Origin of the sequence: Mesorhizobium sp. B2-4-12 (assembly GCF_006441575.1) — a bacterium.
Classification (GTDB): domain Bacteria; phylum Pseudomonadota; class Alphaproteobacteria; order Rhizobiales; family Rhizobiaceae; genus Mesorhizobium.
In genome coordinates, this window is record NZ_VFVC01000069.1 from 1 (window position 1) to 17,894 (window position 17,894).

14 protein-coding genes are annotated in these 17,894 nt (G+C 62.2%); 10 read left to right on the forward strand and 4 right to left on the reverse strand.

The features are described from left to right. The first annotated feature begins 49 nt into the window (after positions 1–49). The 4 genes from FJ934_RS26330 (at position 50) to FJ934_RS26345 (ending at position 4,758) form a co-directional block, all read left to right on the forward strand. Positions 50–1,573 (forward strand): FAD-dependent monooxygenase, encoded by a 1,524-nt coding sequence (locus FJ934_RS26330; RefSeq protein WP_140613336.1) that lies wholly within the window; start codon positions 50–52, stop codon positions 1,571–1,573. Between the two features lie 160 nt (positions 1,574–1,733). Continuing rightward, positions 1,734–3,098, forward strand: coding sequence for an Nramp family divalent metal transporter (locus FJ934_RS26335; RefSeq protein WP_140613337.1), 1,365 nt, complete (start codon positions 1,734–1,736; stop codon positions 3,096–3,098). 49 nt (positions 3,099–3,147) lie between these two features. Then, positions 3,148–3,990, forward strand: coding sequence for a protein-L-isoaspartate O-methyltransferase (locus FJ934_RS26340; protein WP_181165781.1), 843 nt, complete (start codon positions 3,148–3,150; stop codon positions 3,988–3,990). Positions 3,991–4,107: 117 nt separating this feature from the next. Further along, positions 4,108–4,758 (forward strand): dihydrofolate reductase family protein, encoded by a 651-nt coding sequence (locus FJ934_RS26345; protein WP_140613338.1) that lies wholly within the window; start codon positions 4,108–4,110, stop codon positions 4,756–4,758. 44 nt (positions 4,759–4,802) lie between these two features. On the opposite strand, the gene FJ934_RS26350 is transcribed toward FJ934_RS26345, so the two are convergent. After that, positions 4,803–5,672, reverse strand: coding sequence for a LysR substrate-binding domain-containing protein (locus FJ934_RS26350; RefSeq protein WP_140613339.1), 870 nt, complete (start codon positions 5,670–5,672; stop codon positions 4,803–4,805). 96 nt (positions 5,673–5,768) lie between these two features. On the opposite strand from FJ934_RS26350, the gene FJ934_RS26355 reads away from it, so the two are divergent. Continuing rightward, the gene (locus tag FJ934_RS26355; RefSeq protein ID WP_140613340.1) at positions 5,769–6,368 is read left to right on the forward strand and encodes a LysE family translocator; all 600 of its coding nucleotides are present in this window, start codon (positions 5,769–5,771) and stop codon (positions 6,366–6,368) included. A gap of 356 nt (positions 6,369–6,724) precedes the next feature. Here the strand turns inward: FJ934_RS26355 and FJ934_RS26360 are convergent, their stop codons facing one another. Continuing rightward, complete coding sequence (locus FJ934_RS26360; RefSeq protein WP_140613341.1) at positions 6,725–7,519, reverse strand: SDR family oxidoreductase; 795 nt, start codon at positions 7,517–7,519, stop codon at positions 6,725–6,727. A 195-nt stretch (positions 7,520–7,714) separates the two neighbouring features. Between FJ934_RS26360 and FJ934_RS26365 the strand changes: the two genes are divergently transcribed. Beyond that, positions 7,715–8,179, forward strand: a complete 465-nt coding sequence (locus FJ934_RS26365; protein WP_140613342.1) for a MarR family winged helix-turn-helix transcriptional regulator — start codon at positions 7,715–7,717, stop codon at positions 8,177–8,179. A 32-nt stretch (positions 8,180–8,211) separates the two neighbouring features. On the opposite strand, the gene FJ934_RS26370 is transcribed toward FJ934_RS26365, so the two are convergent. Beyond that, positions 8,212–9,390 carry an MFS transporter gene (locus FJ934_RS26370; RefSeq protein ID WP_140613343.1) on the reverse strand — a complete coding sequence of 393 codons (1,179 nt, stop codon included), beginning with the start codon at positions 9,388–9,390 and terminating at the stop codon, positions 8,212–8,214. A 194-nt stretch (positions 9,391–9,584) separates the two neighbouring features. Here FJ934_RS26370 and FJ934_RS26375 point away from each other — a divergent pair, with 194 nt between their 5' ends. The 4 genes from FJ934_RS26375 (at position 9,585) to FJ934_RS26395 (ending at position 17,368) form a co-directional block, all read left to right on the forward strand. Next, positions 9,585–9,941, forward strand: coding sequence for a helix-turn-helix transcriptional regulator (locus FJ934_RS26375; RefSeq protein ID WP_140613344.1), 357 nt, complete (start codon positions 9,585–9,587; stop codon positions 9,939–9,941). Positions 9,942–10,543: 602 nt separating this feature from the next. Then, positions 10,544–11,494 carry an SH3 domain-containing protein gene (locus FJ934_RS26385; RefSeq protein WP_140613346.1) on the forward strand — a complete coding sequence of 317 codons (951 nt, stop codon included), beginning with the start codon at positions 10,544–10,546 and terminating at the stop codon, positions 11,492–11,494. A 272-nt stretch (positions 11,495–11,766) separates the two neighbouring features. After that, positions 11,767–15,270, forward strand: coding sequence for a carbamoyl-phosphate synthase large subunit (carB, locus tag FJ934_RS26390; RefSeq protein WP_140613347.1), 3,504 nt, complete (start codon positions 11,767–11,769; stop codon positions 15,268–15,270). A 97-nt stretch (positions 15,271–15,367) separates the two neighbouring features. Beyond that, a complete protein-coding gene (locus FJ934_RS26395; RefSeq protein WP_140613348.1) occupies positions 15,368–17,368 on the forward strand; it encodes an ATP-binding protein in 2,001 nt (666 codons plus the stop codon). A gap of 122 nt (positions 17,369–17,490) precedes the next feature. On the opposite strand, the gene FJ934_RS28605 is transcribed toward FJ934_RS26395, so the two are convergent. Beyond that, complete coding sequence (locus FJ934_RS28605) at positions 17,491–17,673, reverse strand: hypothetical protein (protein ID WP_246671646.1); 183 nt, start codon at positions 17,671–17,673, stop codon at positions 17,491–17,493. Between the last annotated feature and the right edge of the window lie 221 nt (positions 17,674–17,894).

Genomic DNA, 17,894 nt, shown 5'->3' on the forward strand with positions numbered 1-17,894 from the left:
GTTGCTGAGCTGAAACCGCCCGACTGCAATCGCCGCCAGGGAGAAAGCCATGACCCGCAGTGACGTTCTGATCGTAGGCGCCGGCCCAACCGGCCTGGTGCTGGCGCTTTGGCTCACCAGGCTGGGTGTCGGCGTCCGCATCATCGACAGGACCGCCGAGCCCGGCACGACCTCGCGCGCCTTGGCCGTTGCCGCGCACACGCTCGAACTCTACCGTCAACTCGATCTGGCCGATGCCGTGACCGCGCGCGGCCACAAGGTGCGCGCCGCCAATTTGTGGGTGCGCGGTAAAGCGAAGGCGCGCGTGCCGTTCGCGGCGATCGGCGAGGATCTGTCGCCCTATCCCTTTTTGCAGATCTTTCCGCAGGACGAGCACGAACGCCTTCTGGTCGAACGGCTCGGACAATTGGGCGTCACCGTCGAGCGGCGGACCGAATTGCATGATTTCACCGACCATGGCGACCACATTGTCGCCCGCCTGCGTGGCGAGCATGGCGAGGAGACCGTCGAATTCAGCTATCTGGCGGGTTGTGACGGCGCACGTTCCCTGGTGCGCGAGACGATATCGGCCGGTTTTTCCGGCGGCACCTATCGTGAACTTTTTTACGTCGCCGATGTCGAGGCATCCGGTGAAGCGATCAATGGCGAATTGCATGTCGATCTCGACGAGGCCGACTTCCTGGCGATCTTTCCGCTGGCGGACACGCGCCGCGCTCGGCTGATCGGCACGGTCCGCGACGAACGCGCGGATCATGCCGACACGCTGACATTCGACGACGTCAGCAGCAAGGCGATCGAAAACCTGAAGATCAAGATCGAAAAGGTGAACTGGTTCTCGACCTACCATGTTCACCACCGCGTCGCCGGGCAGTTCCGCAAGGGCCGCGCATTCCTGCTGGGTGACGCGGCGCATATCCACAGTCCGGTCGGCGGACAAGGAATGAACACCGGGATCGGGGACGCGATCAACCTTGCCTGGAAACTGTCTTGCGTGCTCGCGGCACGGGCGCCCGATGCCCTGCTCGACAGCTATGAGATCGAGCGCATTGCATTCGCCAGACGCCTCGTTGCCACCACCGACCGCATCTTCACCTTCGTCACTGCCGACGGGCACATCGCCGACCTCGTACGCACGCGGATCGCGCCGATTGTCGTACCCAGGGTCCTCGGCATAGACCGGGTTCGCGAATTCATCTTCCGGACCGTTTCGCAAATCACCCTCAACTACCGCGACAGCCCCGTCAGCGAGGGCTCCGCGGGCAAGCTCCGCGGCGGCGACCGGCTGCCATGGGCGCCGGTCGGGGGATTGGACAATTTTACGTCGCTCGCCGCCCCGCAATGGCAGGTCCATATCTACGGCGTCGCCAATGGCGATGTGAGGTCCTGGTGCGAACGCCATCGGGTTCCGCTGAACGTCTTCGACTGGCGGCCTGCTTATGAAGCAGCAGGCCTGGCCCGTGATGCGCTCTATCTCCTGCGGCCCGACACCTATGTGGCGCTAGCCGATCCCCAGGCTTCGGTCGATACGCTCGAGCGTTATTGCAGCGATAGAGGCTTTTCCATCGGAATCTAGGGCAATTGCTCGACCCGGATATCGAGTCCGATTGCCTGTTCGCCACCTCCGGCAAAATGCCGGACAAAAAGCACCGACAATGAAATATAGCATATTGCATAATGTTGAGCCGTGACATAGCTTAAGGGAGATCGACAAGTCTCGCGGAAAGCCCTCTTTCATGTCTGAAGCCGAAGCCACAGCCTCCCGATCCGCATGGCGGGTAGCCGGGCCCGAAGAGGACGACCAGCCCAGCCTGCGCGAGGTCAATTCCTCCATCGCGGTGCCGAGTTCCGGCGCCTGGTTCCGCCGCCTGTTCGCTTTCATGGGTCCCGGCTACATGGTCTCGGTCGGCTACATGGATCCCGGCAATTGGGCGACCGACCTCGCCGGCGGCGCCCAGTTCGGCTACACGCTCCTGTTCATCATCATGCTGTCCAACCTGATGGCGATCCTGCTGCAGGCGCTGGCAGCCCGGCTTGGCATCGCCACCGGCCGCGACCTCGCCCAGGCCTGCCGTGCCTATTATCCGCGCCCGGTCAATTTCGTGCTGTGGATCGCCTGCGAACTCGCCATCATCGCCTGTGATCTGGCCGAGGTGATCGGCACGGCGATCGCGCTGCAGCTCTTGTTCGGCATTCCGCTGATCGGCGGCGCCGTGCTCACCGCGCTCGACGCCTTCCTGGTGCTGCTGTTGATGAACAAGGGCTTTCGCTATCTCGAAGCCTTCGTCGTCGCGCTTTTGATCATCATCTTCAGCTGCTTTGCCATTCAGATTTTCGTTGCCGCCCCGCCGGCCGGCACGATCCTGCATTCGATGTTCGTGCCGTCCTCGGAAATCGTCACCAACCCGGCGATGCTCTACATCGCCATCGGCATCATCGGCGCCACCGTCATGCCGCACAATCTCTATTTGCACTCCTCGATCGTGCAGACCCGCGCCTATGAACGCACCGACGCCGGCAAACGCGATGCCGTCAAATGGGCAACGGCGGATTCGACCATCGCCCTGATGCTGGCGCTGTTCGTCAACGCCGCCATCCTGATCGTGTCGGCGGTAGCGTTCCACGGCACCGGCCACCAGGATGTCGCCGAGATCGGTCAGGCCTTCGAGCTCTTGTCGCCCTTGCTGGGCCTCGGCATCGCCTCGATCCTGTTTGCCGTCGCGCTGCTTGCCTCGGGCCTGAACTCGACGGTGACGGCGACACTTGCCGGGCAGATCGTCATGGAAGGTTTCCTGCGCCTGCGCATCCCCAACTGGGCGCGCCGGCTTTTGACGCGCGGCATCGCCATCGTCCCGGTCGTGGCCGTCACCGCGCTCTACGGCGAGAAGGGCACGGGCCAGTTGCTGGTGTTCAGCCAGGTGATCCTGTCGATGCAGTTGCCTTTCGCGGTCATCCCGCTGGTGCAGTTCGTCTCCGACCGGAGGAAGATGGGCAGTCTTGCCATTCCGCGCGCGGTCGCCGCGTTGGCCTGGGTGGTCGCGGCCATCATCCTGGTGCTCAATTTCAAGCTGCTCTACGACACGATATTCGGGATGGGCTGAAGTCCACCCGGTCCCAAGAGCGCAAAATCGCGCTATCTTCCCGGGCGTCATGTCCAATGTCGAAGACGCCAGAAAGTTCTATGCACGGCTGATGGCCGCCAACGCCGCCTCATCGGACCCGCGGCTGGAAGACGTGTTCGCCAGTGTTCCGCGCGAAGCCTTCCTCGGTCCGGGGCCGTGGACGATCATCGCCGGCAAGGGCAAGATAACCACGCCGAGCGCCGATCCGGTCCACCTCTACCAGAACGTGCTGGTAGCGCTCGACGCCGACAAGGGCATCAACAATGGCGAGCCGTTCCTGCACGCCATGTGGATCGGGAAACTGGCGCCGAGACCCGGCGAGGCCGCCACGCATATCGGCGCCGGCACCGGCTATTACACAGCGCTGCTGGCCAGACTGGTTGCGCCCGGCGGCACTGTCACGGCCTTCGAACTCGACAGAGACCTGGCCGACCGCGCGCGAAAGAATCTCGAAGCCTATGACAACGTCGCCGTCGTCCATGGCGACGCCGTCACGTCCTCCCTGCCCCCATCCGATATCATCTACGTCAATGCCGGCGTCGTCGCACCTCCGGCCGGCTGGCTGAAGGCTCTGCGCCAGGGCGGCCGCATGATCTTTCCCTGGCGCCCGGCCGAGACCGTCCCGTTCGCCGTGATGGTGACCCGCACCGAAAAAGGCTTCGCGTGCGAACCGTTCATGCGCTCCTGGTTCATCCCTTGCGTCGGCGCGTCGAGCGTGGACCCCGCCGCCAAGATCCCGACGCGCGACCAGGCCGCGCGCAGCCGCTCGATCTGGCTGACGCATGACAAGGCGCCGGACCGCAGCGCCACCGCTATTTTCGGCGATGTCTGGTTCTCGTCGAAAAAGCCCGGCGCCAGACCCGGCAGCTGACCGATTGATGGCCGGGCTTGCGCAAAATCTGGCAAGCCATGTCGGGATGCTCACGCGCCGGCCGTCCTTGGGCCATAGTCCAGCCGCGACGGCGTGGACGGAGCAAAGGAGAGCACAATGAGAAAGATCATCGCCGCCACCTTCGTCAGCCTCGACGGCGTCATGCAGGCGCCGGGCGGTCCGGAAGAGGATCCTGTGGGCGGCTTCGAGTTCGGCGGCTGGACGTTCCATTACTTTGACGAGGTGGCGGGCACGGTCATGGAAGAATTGTTCTCCAGACCCTTTGCGCTGCTGCTCGGCCGCAGGACCTACGACATCTTCGCGGCGTACTGGCCGTATCAGAAAGATCCAATCGGCGATGCCTTCAACCCGGCGACCAAATACGTGGCCACGCACCGGCCGGATTCGTTGACCTGGCAGAACACCCAGTGGCTTGGGCCCGATGTCGTTGCAAGGCTTAAGGAACTCAAGCAGGAAGACGGACCCGACCTGCTGATCCAGGGATCGGGCAATCTCATCCAGACGCTGCTTGCCAACGGGCTGATCGACGAAATCCGGCTGATGATCTTTCCGCTGTTGCTGGGCAAGGGCAAGCGGCTGTTCGGCGACAACGCGCTACCCGCCGCCTTCACGCTCATCAAGTCGCAGGCGTCGACCACCGGCGTTATCATGGCGACTTACGAGCGCGGCGGTGAGATCAAGACCGGGTCATTCGTGCAGCAGGAGCCGTCCGACGCCGAGCTCGAGCGGCGCAAGAACTGGAAGTAGATTGTCGGAGGTGGCACCAAGCTGGAACAGCGAAGTTCGCCCCCTCAAGCCGCCTGCGCCCGCCGCGCCAGTCCATCACGTATATGCCGCGCGAACTCCTGCGCTGCCGGCGCAACGCCATGCCTCGGCAGATGCAGGTTGATGGCAAAATTCGGCAGTGGCGGCAGGCCGGATTCGAGCGGCAATATGTCGAGATCGGCCGGCACGGTGGAAGCCAGCCAGGTGGTGACGGCGAGGTCCGATCGCACGGTTGCCGTCGTCGCGTCGATGTTGCGGTTCTCGAACACGGTGCGCCATTCCAGCCCGTGCTCGTTGAGCGCCGCCAGCACGACCGGGCGAAAGGCGCAGGTATCGGCGACGATCGAAACCGGCAGCGGACGCTTGGCGCGGGCAACGCCGCCCTTGGCGCCGACCCAGACCAGCCGGTCGATGACAAGGCATTCGCCGGCGCTCGGACCGACGCGCTCCTCGATCACTGCGAGGTCGATGGTTCCCGCAGCCAGCGCTGACGCCAAGTCCGGCGAGGAGGCGCAGACCAGCGAGATCTCGACCTGCGGATAGGTCTCGGCATAGGCCTTCAGCACCGGCGCCAGCAAGGTGCCGACCAGATCGTAGGGGACGCCGAGCCGCACCCGGCCGGCGACGGCACTCCCCGCCATCTCGGCCCAGATTTCATCGTTGAGGCTGAGCAGTCGCTTTGCCTTGTCGAACAGCCGCTCACCGGACCGCGTCAGGCGCAGGCCGCGCCGGTCGCGCTCGAACAGGCCGCATCCGAGCGTCTCCTCCAGCCGCTTGACCTGCTGGCTGACGGCGCCCTGGGTCAGATGCAGCGCATTGGCCGCCGCCGTCATGCTGGCCTTGTCGGCGACGGTGACGAAGGTGCGGATGAGCGCAGTGTCGAGATTACGGATCATGTCTGCATTATAGTTCCTAATGCCAACCATGATAAACATTGCATTTACTGATTGATAGTCGCGCATACCATGACGGCCACCGACAAAGGAAGCCGCATGCTCCAGCCCATCCTGCCACTCATTCTCTTCGCCTTCGTGGCCACCGCCACGCCCGGCATCGCCACAACCTTGTCAACGGCGTCGGGCGCGCAGTTCGGCTTTCGCCGTTCGGTGCCGCTGATGATCGGCAGTGCCGCCGGCCTCGCGACCGTGACAGCGGCGGCCGCCGCCGGGCTCGCGGGCCTGTTGCTTGCGGTGCCTTCCTTGCAACTGGCGATGAAGATCGCCGGCTCGCTCTATCTCGTCTGGCTGGCGGTCAAGATCGGCCGCGCGGGACCGCCCAATCTCGACGTGGCGATGGCCAGACCCAACAGCTTTCTTGGCGGCGCCGGCATCCAGTGGATGAACCCCAAAGGCTGGGCGATGGGACTGGGCGCGGCGGCCTCTTTCGCCGCGCTCGCCGACGGGCCGGGAAAGCTCGCCCTGCTGCTCGGCTCGACCTTCGGCCTCACCGCCGCCATCTCGCTGTCCGTCTGGTGCGCGGCCGGCATGGTGCTGGCACGGCTGCTCAAGACCGAGTGGCAATGGCGCGTGCTCAACATCGTACTGGCGCTCGTGCTGGCGGCCTCGATCATTCCGATGTGGCGGACGGCGTAGAGCATGGCTCCTTCGTGATCGGCCGGAGGGAATGACGAGGCTCCGCAGGGTTCCTCGCCGCCGCAAAGCGGCAGGAAATCGCAAATGGATTCTTGCGAAGAGGAACCCCCACCCTGACCCTCCCCACAAGGGGGAGGGAATGCTGCCGCGCGCACCTTTACTTACGCCCTGGGATCGAAAACATGCTCAATTTGCCAGGATCGGCCTCAACGGAGTCTCCCTCCCCCTTGTGGGGGTCCGAAGGACGGGCGAGACCCGTGGCTCGCCCCGGCAAGTTAGGGGTGGTACTCGTAGGGCGAAAGCCTCCTATGCGATTGCTCTGTTGAAAAGCGGGGGGAGGAACTCGCCCTGTTCATTCAGGCCGCGTAGCGGGGGGCCGACTTGTCGGCGTGCAGGCTGCCGTAGAAGGCTTGCCGGGCGCCGAGGAACGTATCCAGCTTGGCCGCGTCGGCAAGCGCCGGCGCGGTGACGGCTTCGCCTCTGGCCAGGCCGACAAGGGCGGCATCGACCAGATCGTCGGCATTCATGATGATCTCCTTCGGCAACTGGTCGATATCGCTGCCGGCAAGTTCCCAGAAATCGGTCCGGGTCGCACCCGGCAGCACCACCTGGACCTTGACGCCGGTGCCCGCGACCTCGCGATGCAGGGCTTCGGTGAAGTTGACGACATAGGCCTTGGTGCCGCTGTAGATGCCGCCGAACGAGCTGTCGAAGGCAAGCACCGAGGCGATGTTGACGATGGCGCCGCGATTGCGCGCCAAAAGCCCCGGCAGCACCGCGCGGGTCAGCCGGGTGAGCGCCACGACATTGACCTTGATCATGCGCTCGGCCGCGTCGGCGTCGGCCGTCGCCACCACCTGCTGGCCGCCGAGGCCGGCATTGTTGACCAGCAGCGTCACGCTGTCGTCGGCGGATATCGCCTGCTCTACGCGGCGCACATCATCGTCGTTGGACAGATCGGCGCTGATCACGCTGACCTTGCGATCGTGGGTATAGCGCAGCTTCTCGGCCAATTCCTCCAGCCGGTCGGCGCGCCGCGCCACCAGCACGAGGTCGTATCCCTGCCCAGCCAGCCGGTCCGCGTAGACCGCACCGATGCCCGACGAAGCACCGGTGACGACCGCCGTGCCCTTGTTGTCTTTCCTAGTCATTGTCGTTCCTTCCGTCCTGTTCGTTTGTCGCTCGGCCTTGCGGACTATCCAGTCCCCGCGCCGCGCCATTCAATGCAATTAGTGGCATATGCCACTTTCGCGGAAGTAGGTATATGCCGCTATCTTGTCAACGACGACCCCGAAAACTATTTTTGCGACAGGCTGGCGCATCCGTTGCGCAGCCAAGGAGTTCACATGACCGAGAGCCACGGGCCGGGATTCAGCCTTTGCAACAACGCCACGCTGCGCCGCGCCGGGCGCAGCCTCGGCCGCTTCTACGACGACATGCTGGCGCCTACCGGGCTGAAGGGCACGCAGTTTGGCTTGCTCTTTCAGATCGATGTCAGCGACGAGCCGACGATGGGCGCCCTGGCCGAAGCGCTGATCATGGACCTGTCGGCGCTCGGCCATACGCTGAAGCCGCTGATCCGCGACGGCTATGTCGAGATTTTCACCGACAGGGACGACCGCCGCGTCAGGCGCGTGCGGCTGACGCCGCTGGGCAAGGTCAAGCTCGAGGAAGCGATAAAATTATGGAGCATGGCCCAGCAGCGTTTCGAGGCGATGGTCGGCAAGGAGCGCGCGGCCCAGCTGCGTGCCGCGCTGGATGAAATCGCCGAGCTGGATTTCGAAACGCCGACGACCGCCCCTTCCGATTGAAGGAGCGGCCGTCGAAACCGGTTAGGTCAATTCTATTCCGCCGGCATCGCCACTGGCCTCGCCAGCATACGCCCGGCCAGCACGATACCCAATCCGATCAACGGGAACGCCGCGGCGACAAGGCCGAGATCGGCCGGCGCGCCGTAGCGCAGCACCTCGCCGCCGACCACCGCGCCCAGTGCCACACCCAGATAAAGCGCCGAGCCGTTGAGGGACAAAACGATAGGCGCTGCATCGGGCGCCAGCTTGATGATGCGGCTGGCCTGCGCCGGCGGGAACGCCCAGCCGACAATGCCCCACGGCACCATCATCGCCATCAGCGCCGGCCCGGCAATGTGCTGCGGCAGGAAGGAGGGAACGACCGACAGCATCACCAGCATGGCCGCGCTCAGCGTCAGCGACCAGCCGACGGTGCGCGTGGCGCCGAAACGGTCGGCGGCCTGGCCGCCGGCGATGTTGCCGATGACGGCGCCGATGCCGAAGGCGAGCAGCATGCCGGGCAGCGCGATCTGGCCAAGCCCGGCGCCCTCGATGGCGAGCGGCGCGACATAGGCAAAGACGGTGAAGGCACCGGTCAGCGCCAGCAGCGTCGTCAACAGGATCGGCATCACGCCGGGACGCGTTGCGGCGGCAAGCCGGCGCTTCAGGGGCAGCCTGATGCCGACGATGCCGCGCGGCAGCCTGTACCACAGGATCGCGCCGGCGAGCGCGCCAAGCCCGGCAATGGCATAGAAGGTGCCCCGCCAGCCGGCGATCGCCGCGACCAGCGCGCCGAGCGGCGCACCGACGGCGACGGCGACCGTGGTGCCGCCGACGACGACGGCAATGGCGCGCGCCCGGTGATGGTCATCGACCAGCGCCACCGCCGTGCCTTGCGCGGTCGCCGCGAACAGGCCCGACGACAACGCCATGATGATGCGCGCGATCAGAAGCACCTCGAAGGAGGAACTCATGGCGGCGACGACGTTGCCGACAACGAAGAACACCAACGTCCACAGGATGACGCGGCGCCGGTCCCATTCGCCGGTCAGCGTCGCCAGGATAGGCGTGCCGATCGCATAGGCGAGCGCGAAGGCGGTGATCAGAGATCCGGCGAGCGGTATGGAAATGCCGGCATCCCTGGCGATGTCAGGCAGGAGGCTGGAGATGACGAAGCCTTCGGTCGAGATCGTGAACGATCCGAGCGCAAGCCAGAAAAGCCGCTTGTCCATGGCATGTGTCCTTAGTTCAAAAGTTGTTGAACAATTGGCCATACGAGGGCATGATGTCAATGAAGCCAGGCAGAAATAGCAGAACCATCCTGACAGCCCTGTGTCAGCACGGTCATCGAATGGAGAAACAGTGAGCATGCCCGCGGCAGGACAGACGCGTTGAAATCGGCCCGAACTGTGCTTAATTTTCGAGCATGACCCTGCCCCATCCCAATATTGACCAGATCAGTCTGCCGATCGTGCTCGGCGTGCTCGGCGACCCGACACGGCTGGCGATCGTGCGCTATCTTGCCAGCAAGGAAGGCGTGCCGCTGAACTGCAGCCGTTTCCTCGACCTCGGCTCCAAGACCAATCTGAGCTATCACCTCGCCAAGCTGCGCGAGGCCGGGGTCACCTGCGCCGAAGTGGTCGGCACCAACCGCATGATCACGCTGCGCCGCGCCGATCTCGATGCTCGCTTCCCCGGTCTGCTCGACAGCGTCATCGCCGCGGCGGTGCATGATCCTGCCCTGCCGGCTGTCGGCGGTCATGACATCGAAATCCCTGCTTAGAAACGATTACCGGATTGGCTGCAGTTTCCATTCAACATTGATGATTTATGCATCTCACTTTCGAGATGGGGGATCGATGAGCAGTTCTCAGATGGAAAAATATGTCTGGGCATCGGTCCTATATTATACTGTAACCGCGATTGCGTCGGTGCTTCTTGTAGCCGCTTATGTGAGCGACGTTGGTTTCCTTCTGGGCCTTCTTATAATATTTGGATACCTTGTGCTGGTCATATTTCTTAGAGCGTGGCAGCGTAGGAGACATCCGCGAAGTGCCTATCAAATAGAATTGGCCAAATGGAGATCGAGCCAGTAGCCGCCCTGGCCGGCTTGGCTATAGTCCGCTCGGCACCACATTCATATCGACACTCACAATCACCGACATGCCGGCGCCAGCATCCGGACCTTGCCCCTCGTCGAGGATGACTTGGCGAGGGGATCGGCTGCGGTTTCGAAAGCAGCAGCAGTGGTTCCCCCGTCCGCCCCGCGGCATGGTTCGCTTGAATTTTCGGACTTACATGGCGGCACATCGTCCCTTATAAAACCGGCCGGGCATGCGGCGGAACCGCCGTGGCATGGTGATTTGACTATCGGCGCACGGCCAAATGAAGAGGCGCACAGTTACGCTCCGAAAAAGTTTGCATGCGCTGATTGCCGCCGCTCCGCTGCTGATGGCGGCGTGGCAGACTGTTGTCCCGGCTCATGCCGAAGAGGCCCCGTTCATCTCCATCGTCACCGGGCTGGCGCCAGACGACCTGCTCAATGTCCGCACCAAGCCATCGCCGATCGGCAAGACCGAAACCCGTCTGGCCGCTGGCGCCAGCGTCAGGAACCTCGGCTGTAACGACATTGACGGGCATCAATGGTGCAAGATCGTGTCGGACAATCCCCGCGCGACTGGCTGGGCCCCCGCGCGCTATCTCGTTCCCGTCAACCCGGCGACCGTACCTGACGCGGACCAACAGGCGGATGCCGGCACCGAGGACGCGGGCGCGGCTGCCGATGCGAACACGGACGGGGACAGGGTGACGTCCGCCGATCCCGCCCAGCCGCTGGCGCCTCCAGCCGACCTGGCGGCAAGGTTGGGGCGCGCGGCTCATCCGGCCGCCCCTGAAACACCGATGAAATCGGCCGCCGACACCGCCATGCAGGATGCCTATGGCCTGGCATTGGCCGCTGCCGAAACCCCGTCGACCGGTGAGGTCGCGGCACCCGCCGTGCCCGCCGCCCACGACCCGCTGACCGTCGCGGAACTGCCGCATCAGTCCGACGCTCTCGCCAGTGGCGGCTCCATCGAGATTCCCTGCGCCCGCAATGTCGGCCAACCGATGACCCGCTGCGCGGCAACAGTCCTGCATAAGGGTACGGACAAGGCCGAAGTGACAGTGACCTGGCCCGACGGCGGCACCCGTGTCATCTCGTTCGACGGTGGCCGGCCGGCCGGCTCGGACGCCAAAGGCGATTTCCGCTACACCCGCGAAGGCAGTCTCAGCATGATCCGCGTCGGTGTGTCGGAACGGTTCGAGATCACCGACGCGGTGGCGTTCGGGAAATAGGTTTTGGAGGGAATAAGGCAGTCGGGATTAGGCAGTAGGCCAATAGCCGGTTCGTGGCTGCGCGCGCCGAACTCCACCCGTTGGCAAGTCGCTACTGCCTACTGCCTATTGCCCACTGCCTAACCCCTGCTCCCTGCATTTTCGGGGTTACATCCCGCAAAACTCTTCCCTATAAGGCCCTCCTAGCCTGATACCAGAATCGCAAGCACAACCGGCCGGGTCTTCCCGTCCCGGTTTTTCGTGCAAGCCGCTCGCCGAACGGAATTTCGAACATGCCAAGACGCACCGACATCAAGTCGATCCTGATCATCGGGGCCGGCCCCATCGTCATCGGACAGGCCTGCGAGTTCGACTATTCCGGCACCCAGGCCTGCAAGGCGCTCAAGGAAGAGGGCTTCCGCGTCATCCTGGTCAATTCCAACCCGGCCACCATCATGACCGACCCGGAACTGGCCGACGCCACCTATATCGAGCCGATCACGCCCGAGGTCGTCGCCAAGATCATCGCCAAGGAGCGGCCCGACGCGCTGCTGCCGACCATGGGTGGCCAGACCGCGCTCAACACCGCATTGTCGCTGCGCCGCATGGGCGTGCTCGAGCGTTACCAGGTCGAGATGATCGGCGCCGACGCCACGGCCATCGACAAGGCCGAGGACCGCGCGCTGTTCCGCGAAGCGATGAGCAAGATCGGGCTGGAAACGCCGAAGTCGATGCTGGCCAACGCCACCGACGTCAAGAACGCCGACCGCAAGACGCATGAGGCCGAGCGCGCCGCACTGAAGGCCGAGAAGCCGGAGAACCTCGACGCCGCGCTCGACGCGCTTGAAACAAGCTGGAACCTCGGCGAAGGCGACCGCAAGCAGCGCTATATCGGCCATGCCATGGCGGTGGCCGCGCAGGCGCTCGACCATGTCGGCCTGCCCGCCATCATCCGCCCGTCCTTCACCATGGGCGGCACCGGCGGCGGCATCGCCTACAACCGCGCCGAGTTCTACGATATCGTCCAGTCCGGCCTCGACGCCTCGCCGACCACCGAAGTGCTGATCGAGGAAAGCGTGCTCGGCTGGAAGGAGTACGAGATGGAGGTCGTCCGCGACCGGGCGGACAATTGCATCATCGTCTGCTCGATCGAGAACATCGACCCGATGGGCGTGCACACCGGCGACTCCATCACCGTCGCACCGGCGCTGACCTTGACCGACAAGGAATACCAGATGATGCGCAACGCCTCGATCGCGGTGCTGCGCGAGATCGGCGTGGAGACCGGTGGCTCCAACGTGCAGTTCGCCGTCAACCCGGCCGATGGCCGCCTCGTCGTCATCGAAATGAACCCGCGCGTTTCGCGCTCCTCGGCACTTGCCTCCAAGGCGACCGGTTTCCCCATCGCCAAGATCGCCGCCAAGCTTGCCGTAGGCTACACGCTGGACGAGCTGGAGAACGACATCACCGGCGGCGCCACGCCGGCCTCGTTCGAACCGTCGATCGATTACGTGGTGACCAAGATCCCGCGTTTCGCCTTCGAGAAATTCCCCGGCGCCGAGCCGGTGCTGACCACCGCCATGAAGTCGGTCGGCGAAGTCATGGCCATCGGCCGCACCTTCCAGGAGTCCTTGCAGAAGGCTTTGCGCGGTCTGGAGACCGGCCTCACCGGCCTCGACGAGATCGAGATCCCCGGCCTCGGCCATGGAACCGCGGTCGCCAGCCATGCCGACGACCGCAACGCCATTCGCGCCGCCCTGGGCACGCCGACGCCCGACCGGCTGCGCATGGTGGCGCAGGCGATCCGCATGGGCACCTCGCTGGAAGACGTGCACGCAATGTGCAAGATCGACCCGTGGTTCCTCGAGCAGATATCAGGCATCGTCGCCATGGAAGCCCGCATCCGCGAGCATGGCCTGCCGCAGGACGCCGTCAATCTGCGCATGCTGAAGGCGATGGGCTTCTCCGATGCCCGCCTCGCCTCGCTGACGAAGACCGACGCCGAAGTGATTCAGAAGACTCGGCAAAAGCTCGACGTTCATCCGGTTTATAAGCGCATCGACACCTGCGCGGCCGAGTTCGCCTCGCCCACCGCCTATATGTACTCGACCTATGAAGTGCCGTTCGCGGGCAGCCTCGCCAACGAGGCGCAGGTCTCGTCGCGCAAGAAGGTGGTCATCCTCGGCGGCGGCCCGAACCGCATCGGCCAGGGCATCGAATTCGACTATTGCTGCTGCCATGCGGCGTTTGCGCTGCGCGACGCCGGCTATGAAGCGATCATGATCAACTGCAACCCCGAGACCGTGTCGACCGACTACGACACCTCGGACCGGCTTTATTTCGATCCGCTGACGGCGGAAGACGTGCTGGAGATCCTGCGCGCCGAAAAGGCCTCGGGCGAACTGGTCGGCGTCATCGTCCAGTTCGGCGGCCAGACGCCGCTGAAGCTGGCCGACGCGCTGGAGAAAGCCGGCATTCCGATCCTCGGCACCTCGCCCGACATGATCGATCTCGCCGAGGACCGCGATCGCTTCCAGAAGCTGCTGCATAAGCTCAACCTCAGCCAGCCGAAGAACGGCATCGCCTATTCGGTCGAGCAGGCCCGCCTCGTCGCCGGCGAACTTGGCTTCCCGCTGGTGGTGCGCCCCTCCTACGTGCTCGGCGGCCGCGCCATGCAGATCATTCATGACGAGAGCATGCTGCAGACCTACCTGCTCGACACCGTGCCCGGCCTTGTGCCGGAGGACATCAAGCAGAAATACCCCAACGACAAGACCGGCCAGATCAACACGCTGCTGGGCAAGAACCCGCTGCTGTTCGACACCTATCTCTCAGGCGCCATCGAGGTCGATGTCGACTGCCTCTGCGATGGCAAGGCGACTTTCGTCTCCGGCATTCTGGAACATATCGAAGAGGCCGGCATCCATTCGGGCGACTCGGCCTGCTCGCTGCCCGTTCACTCGCTGCCTTCGGACCTCGTCGACGAGTTGGAGCGCCAGACTGCCGCGCTCGCCCGCGCGCTCAACGTCGGCGGCTTGATGAACGTGCAGTACGCCATCAAGGACGGCACGGTCTATGTGCTGGAGGTCAACCCGCGGGCGTCACGGACCGTGCCCTTCGTCGCCAAGACCGTCGGGCGTCCGATTGCCAAGATCGCGGCGCGCATCATGGCCGGCGAGACGCTGGAAGACGCCTTCGCCCATTACGGCGCCATGCCGGACCCGCGCAATCCCGGCCACATCGCGGTCAAGGAAGCCGTGTTCCCCTTCGCCCGCTTCCCCGGCGTCGACATCTTGCTCGGACCGGAAATGCGCTCGACCGGCGAGGTCATGGGCCTCGACCGCGACTTCGCGCTGGCCTTCGCCAAGAGCCAGCTCGGCGCCGGTGTCGACCTCCCCCGCGCGGGCACGCTGTTCGTCTCGGTGCGCGACGAGGACAAGAAAGGCATCCTGCCGGCGGTCAAGCGCCTCGCCGGCCTCGGCTTCAAGGTGCTGGCGACATCAGGCACGCAGCGCTTCCTCGCCGAAAACGGTGTCGTCGCCGAAAAGATCAACAAGGTGCTGGAAGGCCGCCCCCACATCGAAGACGCCATCCGCAACCGCCAGGTCCAGATCGTCTTCAACACCACGGACGGCCAGAAGGCGGTGTCGGACTCGAAGTCGCTGCGGCGTGCCACGCTGATGCAGAAGGTGCCGTATTACACGACGCTGTCTGGGGCGGCCGCAGTGGCGGAGGCGATTGCGGCGTTGAAGGCGGGGAGCTTGGAAGTGCGGCCGCTGCAGGAGTATTTTGCTTAACAGACGGCCTGCGTAGTCTGGACAAAACTAACGAGCTTGATTTAACTGCGTCAAACTCAAATATTAAATTTGGTCCGTCTCTGGCGCTTGAAGATAGATGGAAACGAACTTTCAGAGGTTAGTCGAACATTGGCCCCTCTCGCCAATTGGCGGCGCCTTGTTTCCTCTGTTTGAGGCGATTTCGAATTCGATTCATGCACTCAAAGAAGCGGAAATTGACAACCCAAATATCGAAATCGAGATTGAGCGCGATACGCAACAAGCAACACTCGCCGGCGAGGATTTCGAAGAGCTCGCACCTATCGTTTCATTCCGGGTTAGAGACAATGGTGTTGGTTTTACGGACGCTCATATGGACGCTTTTAAGGAGATCGCGTCTTCGTACAAGGAAAGGATCGGTCTCGGCGGCAAGGGCGTCGGTCGCCTCGCTTGGCTGAAAGCATTTGAAAGCGTATCGGTTGAAACTCAATACAAATCAGAGCACAAATTTTCTAAGAGGTTTTTTAAGTTCTCGCTGCCTGTTGGCGTCCATGATGAAGCATCGTTGAATGCATCGACCCTTACAACCGGGACCGATCTCCATCTCCGAAATTCTCTGCCAAAATTTCGAGATCGGATGCCCCGTCGATTAGATATTTTGGCAAGAGAGATTTGTCGGCACTTCATGCCTGTGCTGATATCAATTGGACCGCCTAAAATCGTCCTAAGCGATGGTCTGGAACGATTAGAAATTAATATCTCTGACTACAGTTCCGTCGACAATGAGGCATTTGAAGTAGCTGGCATTGGCCTCATGGCGCATCATGTCAGGATCAGATCTCCGTACGAGCGGTCCCATGCGATTTCGATATGCGCAGATGGGCGGGCGGTGCGAACGAGAAAAATAGAAGCAATTCCAAACCAACGCCTAAAAGATGACATTGGTGATTTTTATTATCACTGCTATGTTACTGGTGAGTATTTAAACAAAAGAGTAACAGGACAAAGAACATCGATCGACCTACCAGAAGAGCCAAGCCTGATTGAGCCATTAAGTGGCAGAGATTTGGATCAAAGGGTTGATCATTTGGTCGCAAACCACCTTCGGCCATTCATTGAAGAGGCGAGAGAAATCCGTGCCTCAGAGGTTGAGCAGGTAATTTCCCGCCAGTATCCTGAATATAGGTATTTAATTGTTGGCAATAACGACGAGACAGAAAACATTCCTCTCGGGTCCACGGCCAATCAGATTTCGGACCACCTAGCCGTAGCCCATGCCCGACGACTTAAAGACGGTCGCGCTAGATTGGAGCAAACTTTAAAGAAATTCGAGCAAGCTGGTGACGTCAACCCGCAAAAAGTCGTAGAGGAATTTGACGCTGTCTACCTGAGCTCAATACAAGCTCACCAATCATCGCTAATTGGATATCTACTCTTTAGGCGGAAAATTCTTGAACTCTATGAACAGGTCATTTCAAAGTCTGCAGATCGTTTCCAAAAAGAAGCAGCGGTACATAGCTTGATTTTTCCACGCCATACTTCCGTAGGCGGCAATCGCGACTTCAACGATAACAATCTTTGGTTGGTGGACGAAAGGCTGACTTTTGCCAATTTCATAGACTCAGATCGTGACATCTCCAAGCACCCTGCGCTCTTTGAAGTTAGCAATGGGAATGAACCGGATATCGCATGCTACTTCGGCTTCGCCTTTTCTGCTGACCAAGAACCTAGCGACCTGCGAGAGGTTGTCATTGTCGAGTTCAAGAGACCCGGCCCACTGCTCTCTAGAGATGAGCATCCATACACACAGGTGACGAGGTATATCCGCGAGATTCGGGAAGGGAAATGGGCGGATAACGGGAAAAAGATAAAGGCCAATAATTCCACTAGATTCTATGCGTATATAATATGTGATATAAGCGATAAAGCAACACAAACTATAATCGAAGAATATCAATTTAGACCAATGTTCGGAGGTGTTGAAGGGTACTTCATATTCAACGTGCCTCTCAATGCATACATAGAGTTCGTCCCATTTGAAAAGATCGGGCGTGACGCAAGGCGTAGGCACAAAGCTTTCTTTGATCGGTTGACGTTACCTACACCTTCTGGCGAGTGAACTTTAGCCGCCACACGGCGGGGCTCATAGCCTGTCGATGCTCACCCTCGCCACACATTCAATCTCGATATCAAACTCCATCGGCCAAGACGCCACCGGCACGAAACTCCTTGCCGGCGGGTTCACGCTGAAATACCGGGCATAGACCGGCTGATCGCGTTGTAGAAGCCGGAATTGACGCCGCGCACCATCTCGCCGGTCACCATGTCCACCGGCGGCGTCGCCAAGATTAACACGAAGCCGTTGGCCTTCACCGCTGTCGAACAGGGCAGGCCGAGCGCCGCACCTTGTCCGACATTCTTCATGGTGATCTCCTGGTGAGCTGGCGCTCTACGAGGACCGCCACCCGGACCTGCGGTCCGACCTCCCCACAAGGGGGAGGTGGGAGCCAAGGCATCATTCGGGCGACACTCTTGACGGCTTTAGTCGAGGCGGTGCCGCCGCCACTTACCTCCCCCTTGTGGGGAGGTCGGACCGCAGGTCCGGGTGGCGGTATTCGTAAAGCGATAGCGCTATGGGTTAAGCG

Excerpts from the sequence above, each read along its gene's own strand:
- FJ934_RS26330 (WP_140613336.1), top strand. The coding sequence starts at position 50 with ATGACCCGCAGTGACGTTCTGATCGTAGGCGCCGGCCCAACCGGCCTG.
- FJ934_RS26335 (WP_140613337.1), top strand. The coding sequence starts at position 1,734 with ATGTCTGAAGCCGAAGCCACAGCCTCCCGATCCGCATGGCGGGTAGCC.
- FJ934_RS26340 (WP_181165781.1), top strand. The coding sequence starts at position 3,148 with ATGTCCAATGTCGAAGACGCCAGAAAGTTCTATGCACGGCTGATGGCC.
- FJ934_RS26345 (WP_140613338.1), top strand. The coding sequence starts at position 4,108 with ATGAGAAAGATCATCGCCGCCACCTTCGTCAGCCTCGACGGCGTCATG.
- FJ934_RS26350 (WP_140613339.1), bottom strand. The coding sequence starts at position 5,672 with ATGATCCGTAATCTCGACACTGCGCTCATCCGCACCTTCGTCACCGTC.
- FJ934_RS26355 (WP_140613340.1), top strand. The coding sequence starts at position 5,769 with ATGCTCCAGCCCATCCTGCCACTCATTCTCTTCGCCTTCGTGGCCACC.
- FJ934_RS26360 (WP_140613341.1), bottom strand. The coding sequence starts at position 7,519 with ATGACTAGGAAAGACAACAAGGGCACGGCGGTCGTCACCGGTGCTTCG.
- FJ934_RS26365 (WP_140613342.1), top strand. The coding sequence starts at position 7,715 with ATGACCGAGAGCCACGGGCCGGGATTCAGCCTTTGCAACAACGCCACG.
- FJ934_RS26370 (WP_140613343.1), bottom strand. The coding sequence starts at position 9,390 with ATGGACAAGCGGCTTTTCTGGCTTGCGCTCGGATCGTTCACGATCTCG.
- FJ934_RS26375 (WP_140613344.1), top strand. The coding sequence starts at position 9,585 with ATGACCCTGCCCCATCCCAATATTGACCAGATCAGTCTGCCGATCGTG.
- FJ934_RS26385 (WP_140613346.1), top strand. The coding sequence starts at position 10,544 with ATGAAGAGGCGCACAGTTACGCTCCGAAAAAGTTTGCATGCGCTGATT.
- carB (WP_140613347.1), top strand. The coding sequence starts at position 11,767 with ATGCCAAGACGCACCGACATCAAGTCGATCCTGATCATCGGGGCCGGC.
- FJ934_RS26395 (WP_140613348.1), top strand. The coding sequence starts at position 15,368 with ATGGAAACGAACTTTCAGAGGTTAGTCGAACATTGGCCCCTCTCGCCA.
- FJ934_RS28605 (WP_246671646.1), bottom strand. The coding sequence starts at position 17,673 with ATGAAGAATGTCGGACAAGGTGCGGCGCTCGGCCTGCCCTGTTCGACA.